We start from the raw sequence: 7,328 nt of genomic DNA, 5'->3' as shown, positions 1-7,328 counted from the left end.
CCTGCGCCAGGAAGCAAGCTTCTACCTCACCGGGACCATCCATGAAGACGCCCGGTCTCACTTCGGCTACGAAATCCAGATCAGCGACTTGGAAGTCGTCTCAAACAATGAAGGCTACCCGATCACCAACAAGGAACACGGGATCGACTTCCTTTTGGACCACCGTCACCTCTGGCTGAGAAGCCGGCGGCCATTCGCCATCATGCAGATCAGAAACCGGATCTTCAAGGCCACGGTCGACTTCTTTGAAAACGAAGGCTTCGTGAAGTTTGACGCCCCGCTGTTGATGCACTCAGCGCCAGAAGGGACCACGGAACTCTTCCACATCGACTACTTCGACCACGACGCTTACCTGTCACAATCCGGCCAGCTTTACGGGGAAGTCGGGGCAGAAGCCTTCGGCAAGATCTTTACCTTCGGGCCAACCTTCCGGGCGGAAGCTTCCAAGACCCGCCGGCACTTGACTGAATTCTGGATGATGGAACCGGAAATGGCCTGGATGCACCAAGATGAATCCCTGGACCTGCAGGAACGCTTCCTGTCTTACGTGGTTGGCCAGGTTTTGGAACACTGCGAATACGAATTAAGCATCCTGGGCCGGGACTTAGACAAATTGCGTCCAGCCGCTGAAGGCAATTACACCCGCTTGTCCTACGATGACGCGGTTAAGATGCTGCAAGAAGCTGGCAAGGACTTCAAGTGGGGCGACGACTTTGGCGCGCCAGATGAAGCCTTCCTGTCAGAACAATTTGACCGGCCATTCTTCATCGTTAACTACCCAGTAGCAATCAAGCCATTCTACATGAAGAAGAACCCGGAAAACCCATTGACTTACCTCTGCGCCGACGTGGAAGCGCCAGAAGGCTACGGGGAAATCATGGGCGGATCAGAACGTGAAGCTGACTACGACACCTTGAAGGCGCAAATCGAAGAAGCGGGCCTCAACCTGGACGACTACTCCTGGTACCTGGACCTGAGAAAGTACGGCAGCGTGCCACACTCCGGCTTCGGGATGGGCTTTGAACGGGTTATTGCCTGGATCTGCAAGCTGGACCACGTTCGTGAAGCTGTCCCATTCCCAAGAATGATCAATAGAATGCAGCCATAATATATACGAAAAACAGCTTGGAGAAAATCAATCTCCAAGCTATTTCTTTGCTGTTATTATGCTCTATGCCCTTATGCTTTTGAGCAAGATTCCCGGTAAACGAGTTTTGTTGGGAAAGTGACCTTGTAAGTGCCGGCTTCATCATCATCCAGCAGGTCTTTCATGACCTTGACGCTGGCCCGGCCCATCTGCTGGGTTTCAACATGTACGCTGGTCAAAGCCGGGTTGGCAAATTCTGCCGCGGTCGTGTCGTTAAAGGAAATCAGACTGACCTCTTCTGGGACTTTGATCCCGGCTTCTTTAAAGGCCTTCAGGGCACCGATGGCCATGGCATCATTGGCCGCGATCAAGGCTTCCGGGAAGAATCCGGACTTAAGTGCATCTTTAATGGCTTCATAGCCAGACTGAGGGGTGAAGTTTCCAACATAGACTAAGTCCGGGTCGTACTGGCTGCGGGCCGCGAGGCTCTTCTTATAATCGCGGAAGCGGAAGTCGACCAGGTTGTTTTTATCAAAATTACTGTCCAAATCACCATCCAAAAGGGCGATCCGCTCCTTGCCCTGCCCCCAGAAGACCTCTAGCGCCTCCTGCATGGCCTGGCCAAAGTCAGCCACAACTGAGCAGTAACCCAATTTTAAGGTGTCAGTATCGACAAAGACCAGGGGCAGGCCAGACTTTTTGACTTCATTCAAGCGGCCTGGCGAATACTGCTGGTAGCCAATCATGATAATCCCGCTTAAAGCAGCTGGATCGGGCAAAGGATCAGCCGGATAAATGACCTGGCTTTCAAGTCCCTGCTTCTTGGCCTCTGCTTGCGCGCTGGTTCTGATTGAATAGTAATAGAGGTCCTTGATCTCCTGGTCTTGGTCACACCACAGGCAGATCGCCAGGCGCTTTTGCTTGCTCTTTCTGGTCTTCCGGCTCTTATGGTAGTGCATGGCTTCAGCAGTTTCAAATATCTTCTGCCGGGTTGCCTCATTGACTGACAGGGTCTGGTCATAGTTCAAGACCCGGGAAACCGTCGCTGGCGACACGCCGGCTGCCTTGGCCACTTCTCTGATCGTTGCCATCTTCCTCACTCGCTTTGCTTTTACTAAAATTTTATCCTGTTAAGTCAATTGTAGCATTTATTTTAGTAAAAGGGGCTGAATCACCAGGCTGAGCTGGCGGGCTTTTTGGGCATCCAGGCAGAATTCCGGGTGGACCTTCTGCCCCCAGGAGTCATCCCCGCCGACCCCCATCTGGGCGCTTAAGGCTCTAACCCAAGTGTAATTGTTAGTCAGTTCAAAAGCGTGGTCCGCTGCTTCAATTTGGGCGGCAGAATATGGCAAAGCAGACAAGTTCAAGTCTGCCCCATTGGCCGTAAATTCCAAGCCGCCCTTTTCATCAAAGAGCTGGTACCAGCGAACCTTGCTCCGGTTGCCCGTTTCCTGCGGACGCAGGTATGGGCTAAAGTTCTTTTTTACCGCTCCCTGGTAGAGGCCCAGGTAATTACCTTCCAAGCGGTCTGGGTAGCTCTCATTAGGTCCCAGACCATAGTAGCGGTAATCGGTCAGTTCTTTTGGCAGGGCCAGGTTCAAGCCGAAGGCTGGCAAGAGACCGGCTTCTTCCGCGCCTGGGAAGTCAGCTGTTACAGCAATCTTGCCCCGTCCATCGACTTCATAGGTCACGGTTAAATCACCCTTTAAGGCGACAGGCAACGTAAAGGCAGTCTTGACCAAAACGGAGTCTTCCTTGATCTCGTAGCTGATGTCTTTCAAGCGGGCATACTTGCCGGCATTTTCCCACCGGGCCAGGTCATAGCCGTAACCAGCTCCCCGGTCGTTGTCCGTCAGGGCCCGCCAGAAGGTAAATTCCGGCAGCCGCTTCAAGTATTCCCTACCGGCATACTTGAGGGAAACCGGCCAGCCCTTGGCCTTGGAGAAGAGAATTTGGAAGTTATTTCCTTTCAGGCCTAGGTTGAAGTCGGAATCAACTAAATCTGGCCGCCCTTCCGGCTTAAATTCCGGCAGCTTTTGAGCTACTTCTTCTGCTTCAGCCACAGTGAAGCCCTCATCCGCCCAAGGCAAGTCTTCTTTTAAGTGGGCCGTTACCTGGTAGACAACCTCCCCTTTTTCATCAGCGACTTCCGGCCAAGGCAGGGCAAAGGTCCCGGATTTGCCAGGCTCCAGACCAAAGGTCAGAGGCCGGCTCTGGCAGGTCAACTTGCCATCGACCAAAAGACTAGTCAAGAAGTAGTAAGATGAGCTGTTGGTAAATAAATTGTCGTTTTTGAGGAAGAGCTGCCCATCTTTTACTTCTAACTTAAGGTTGGCGTAAAGGGCCTTGACATTAGCCAGTTTCGGCGATTCAGTCCGGTCAGCAAAGACCAGGCCGTCCCCGCAGAATTCATAGTCGGTTGGCCGGTCATCGAAGTCGCCCCCATAAAGCAGGTGCCCGTCTTTTTCCAGTCCTTGGTCAATCCAGTCCCAGATGAAGCCGCCCTGGTAGTGGGGGTATTTTTCCAGGGCCGTGTAGGCGGCCAGGTCACCGACGGAGTTGCCCATGGCGTGAGCGTATTCAACTGAGATAAATGGCTTGGCTGGTTTATTGGTCAAGTATTCTTCAATTACCTTGGCCGGAGCATACATCCGGCTTTCAATCTGGGTGGCGTCGTCAAACTTCCGGTTGTGGGTCACCCCTTCATAGTGCTGAACCCGGGTCGGATCAGCCTTCCGGACGTAATCAGCCATTTGGGCAAAGACAGTGCCGGCGTAAGACTCATTGCCTAAAGACCAGATCAAGATTGAAGCATGGTTCTTGTCCCGAGCCATCATGTTCTTCACCCGGGATAAGCTGGCTCCCAGCCAATGCTGGTCATCGCCTGGAACATTAAAGCTAGGATCTTCGTGGCCGACCTTTTCCCAGGTACCATGGCTTTCCAGGTTAGCTTCATCAATGACGTAAAGGCCGTACTTGTCACAGAGCCGGTAAAAGAGGGACTGGTTCGGGTAGTGAGAGCAGCGGACAGCATTGATGTTGCTTCGCTTCATGGTCTTGATGTCCCAGATCATATCCTCTTCCGTGATAGCCCGGCCCAACTTACTGTCAAATTCGTGCCGGTTGACCCCCTTGAAGACGATCCGCTGGCCGTTAAGGTACATAATCCCGTCTTTTAGTTCAAAGTTGCGGAAACCCACTTCCTGCCGGCTAACCTCTAAGAGGCTGCCTGCCTGGTATAAATACAGGCGGACCTGGTAAAGGTTAGGCTTTTCCGCGCTCCAGGCAGCTACTGGCAAATCAGCCAGAGTGAATTCCAGCTGCTCGCTTCTGATTGGGCCCAGCTTTTCAGCAACCAAGTCACCTTCACTATCCCGCACTTCCAGCTTAAAGCTGGCATTTGGCAAGCGGTAGGCAATATTGGCTTCGACTTCCAGCTTTCCTTTTTGGTAGTTATCGGTCAAGCTGGCCGTAAGCTTAAGGTCCTCCAAGTGCAGAAGCGGCTTGGCCTGAAGAGTCACTGATCTGAACAAACCAGACAAGCGCCAGAAGTCCTGGTCTTCCAGCCAGGAGGCGGAAGAATACTTGTAGAGTGCCACTGCCAGGCGGTTATTTTCTTTCTTGAGGAACTTGGTAACCATAAACTCGCTTGGGGTAAAGGAGTCTTCCCCGTAGCCGACGAAGTGGCCGTTCAGCCAGACATAGATGGCTGTTGCCGCCCCGGCAAACTTCAAGCTGACTTCCTTGTCCCAGAAAGCTTCATCCAGGTCAAAGTATCTGACATAAGAAGCAAGCGGATTTTTGCTTGGAACCTGCGGCGGAAAGATCTCCTCGCTGCCATCCCATGGATATTGGATGTTGACGTACTGCGGCTGGCCAAAGCCTTGCAGTTCCAGGTTGCCTGGAACTTTGACTGACTTAAAATTGCTGTCGTCAAAGTCTTCTGCATAGAAGTTGACTGGTCCCTGGCCGTTTTCAGCGTAGTCGATCAGCCAGTCCCCGTCCAGGGACTGAACCAGGCTGGACTTACCCTCCTCCAGCTCTTCCAGGCTTTGGAAGGACTCATGATCTGAGTGCGGGGGAATTGTATTGACTTCGTAAACTTCCGGGTCAGTCAGCCAGGCCAAGTCTGCCTGATCAACTCTTTTTTCTTTTACTAGCTTATTGCTCATTTTCTAATTCTTCCCTTCTAACTTGAATACATCATCCAGGGCTTGGACGCTGTGGCCGATCGGCAAGAGCAGCTGGCTATTTGCGAAAGTTTCGCTGTTGATGACGGTCACGACTACCGTGTCGTCCAGCTTGGCCTGCTTGATCACCGGGTCCCAGAATTCCAGGATCTCCTGGCCGGCTTCTACCTGGCTGCCCTCTTCAACATAGCTGACAAAGCCAGTCCCGTTTAATTTGACCGTGCCCAGGCCAATGTGAATCAAGACCAAGACCCCATGTTCATTTTCCAGGACGATCGAGTGCCGGGTCTTGGCCAGCTGGCGGACAGTACCGGCAAATGGCGCGTAGACCTTACCGTCTGCTGGCACCAGGGCAAAGCCGTCGCCTAACTTTTTGTCGGCAAAGACCGGGTCGTCAACCATGTCCAGGCTCATTAATTGCCCGGAGACTGGGCTGGCCAAAGTGAAGCTTTCAGCTTGCGCCGGCTTTTGGGCATGGCTTTGGCCGAATTGAGCTTCCAGCTGGTCGACGATTTCGGCGTGCTTTTCTTCAGTCAAGAGGACCTTTTTGGCGAAAATAGAAACAGCGATCAAGAGCATGACTGCCGGGAAGGCAAACATAGCTAACTTGAAGACCATCTGGCCATGAGCGGTAATTGTTGAGGCAGTCGCCCCAGTGGTCATGCCGGCAGTTACGGCAATCAAGGAAACAAACCAGTTGGACAAGGCCCCGCCCAGCTTGTCGACCAATGGCCGGACAGACAGGGTCAAAGCTTCGTCTCTGTGGCCAGTTTTCAGCTGGCCGTATTCAACAGCGTCAGAGATGATCATCAAAACGACCAGGAAGGTCAGAGGCTGCGGAATAAAGAAGAATTCCGCCCCAACAAGGGACAGGGCCAGAGAACCGCTGGCCACGGAGAAGACCCCGATCCCTAACAGCATCACCGCGATGCAGGCGTAGAAGAGGCGCTTTCTGTTGAACTTCTTGGTCAGTGACGGGAAGAAGGATACAGAGATTAAACCGACAAAGGTGTTGATGGTGTAAAGCAGGCTGTAGCCGTGGGCATCGCCTAAGATGTATGAAAAGTAGTAAAGTTGCAGAGCGTTCAGGGTGTTGACACCCAGGCCGTAGAACCAGTAGGCAAAGGCCAGCCAGAGGAGCTGGTCGTTTTGCCCCAGGACCTTAAAGACCTGCTTCAAAGTGGTCTTTTCCTTGCTTTCCCGCAGGGCGGATTTTACTTCGTGAGTACCAAGACCAACGGCAATTGAGGTCAAGATGCCGACAATGGCCACGATCAAGGCAAAGAAGAACCAGCCCTGCTTATCCCCGTTGGGGTTGGCCTTGCTGGCCGAGAAGAAGAGGACGATTGGGGTGATGACTACCCCGACCAGGTTGGCCCCGATGGTGGAGCCGACTCTGGCGAAGGTGGAGGTCTTCTCTCTTTCCCGGGAGTCCAGGGACAAGGCCGGGATCATGGACCAGAAGCCAGTGTCTTTAAATGAGTAGAAGATATCCATAATCAAGTAAACAATACCGAAGATTACTAAGTAAACAACGGGGTTGCTTTGATTAAGGCCGCCAAAGTCGGTAAAGAGGGCTAAGAGGGCTAATGAGCTGATGATCCCCCCGCCCACAACCCAGGGCTTGAACTTCCCCCACCGGCTTTCGGTCCGGTCGATGGCGTTACCGATCAAGGGGTCGATCAGGACTTCCCCGATCCGGATGGCGGCGATCAAGTTGGTGATGATAAAGATCATCTTGTGGTCACTGGCATTAAAGAGGTGGGTGGTGACGAAGACGATAAAGTAGGTTGACAGAGTCGCGTAGAAGACGTCGTTGCCAAAGGCACCGGCCGCGTACGACAAGCGTGAGACAGGCTTTTTCTTCATGATTTTCTCCTTTAGGTGTGCTAACTTGTTTACGCTTACAGTATAGACTTGTTTACTAAACAAATCAAGATGTTTTACCAAAATATTTTTAGTAAACAACAAACGACTCATTGCTGTTAACAAAGAGTCGTTTGTTTCTTATGTTTGATATGACCCCCGAAATTAGTGTCCTAATTTCGGGG

4 protein-coding genes are annotated in these 7,328 nt (G+C 52.3%); 1 reads left to right on the top strand and 3 read right to left on the bottom strand.

What is annotated here, in order from left to right:
- Window positions 1-1,108 (top strand): asparagine--tRNA ligase (gene asnS, locus HMPREF3168_RS02410; protein WP_070488338.1); only part of this gene is annotated, 1,108 nt, incomplete at its 5' end.
- Window positions 1,109-1,179: 71 nt separating this feature from the next.
- Here the strand turns inward: asnS and HMPREF3168_RS02405 are convergent.
- From HMPREF3168_RS02405 to HMPREF3168_RS02395, 3 genes are read right to left on the bottom strand one after another with little or no spacing between them, the layout of a single operon-like run.
- Window positions 1,180-2,187 carry a LacI family DNA-binding transcriptional regulator gene (locus tag HMPREF3168_RS02405; protein WP_083289578.1) on the bottom strand — a complete coding sequence of 336 codons (1,008 nt, stop codon included), beginning with the start codon at window positions 2,185-2,187 and terminating at the stop codon, window positions 1,180-1,182.
- Between the two features lie 48 nt (window positions 2,188-2,235).
- Entirely contained in the window at window positions 2,236-5,259 is a 3,024-nt protein-coding gene (locus tag HMPREF3168_RS02400) for a beta-galactosidase, LacZ type (protein WP_070488328.1), read from the bottom strand.
- Between the two features lie 3 nt (window positions 5,260-5,262).
- Complete coding sequence (locus tag HMPREF3168_RS02395) at window positions 5,263-7,146, bottom strand: sugar MFS transporter (RefSeq protein ID WP_070488326.1); 1,884 nt, start codon at window positions 7,144-7,146, stop codon at window positions 5,263-5,265.
- Window positions 7,147-7,328 lie beyond the last annotated feature (182 nt).

Source organism: Lactobacillus sp. HMSC08B12, assembly GCF_001808415.1.
In the GTDB taxonomy this organism is placed as follows: domain Bacteria; phylum Bacillota; class Bacilli; order Lactobacillales; family Lactobacillaceae; genus Lactobacillus; species Lactobacillus delbrueckii.
Note: the sequence above shows the minus strand (reverse complement) of the source record. Positions and strands in the feature narration are given on the sequence as shown.

What these genes read in the sequence shown, in the direction of transcription:
- HMPREF3168_RS02400 (WP_070488328.1), bottom strand. Translation starts at nt 5,259, where the DNA reads ATGAGCAATAAGCTAGTAAAAGAAAAAAGAGTTGATCAGGCAGACTTG.
- HMPREF3168_RS02395 (WP_070488326.1), bottom strand. Translation starts at nt 7,146, where the DNA reads ATGAAGAAAAAGCCTGTCTCACGCTTGTCGTACGCGGCCGGTGCCTTT.